General features: G+C 39.2%; 1 pseudogene. It reads left to right on the top strand.

Features of this window, described 5'->3' with window-relative positions:
* Positions 1–594 (top strand): annotated as a pseudogene (locus tag Q4512_RS16380) (gliding motility-associated C-terminal domain-containing protein); the annotation flags it as partial.

Below are 594 nucleotides of genomic sequence, written 5' to 3'. Positions count from 1 at the left end.
TATTCTTACTCTTGAAGATACTATCGGTCCTGACCTTTCGGTTTGTAGCGATGTAACGGATGAAAATGTAGAATGTACTGCAGATGATAATCAAACAATTGCGGATGCTTGGAATGCTGCTAATATAGCTGCTCTTGAATCTTGTGGTACGGATAGCTGTGATGCAGATGGCGTATTTACTGTAACTTCTGATTATGACTTTAATAACTTAAACGTAGTATGTGGACCTTGTGGAACACTTCCTGTAACCTATACGGTTGCGGATGATTGTGGTAACGAGTCTACGATTACTGTTACTCTTAGCTTCGGTGATGCTACCGGACCAGACTTAACAAGCTGTGATGTTACTGATGAAACTATTGAATGTGACGGAGATCTTAATGAAACCATTGCTAACGATTGGAATGCTGCTAACATTGCGGAACTTCAAGCCTGTGCTGATGATATTAATGTAACGATTACTTCGGATTATGTGTTCACTAATCTAGTAACTACTTGTGGTGCTGGGGGAACTATTCTAGTAACATATACCGCTACAGATGATTGTTTAAATACTTCTTCAGTAACTGCAACACTTACCCTTGAAGATTCTAT

It is taken from the genome of Oceanihabitans sp. 2_MG-2023, from assembly GCF_030547245.1.
In the GTDB taxonomy this organism is placed as follows: Bacteria; Bacteroidota; Bacteroidia; order Flavobacteriales; family Flavobacteriaceae; genus Oceanihabitans.
The sequence above is the reverse complement of the archived record's forward strand: the minus strand, read 5'-3'. Positions and strand labels throughout refer to the sequence as shown.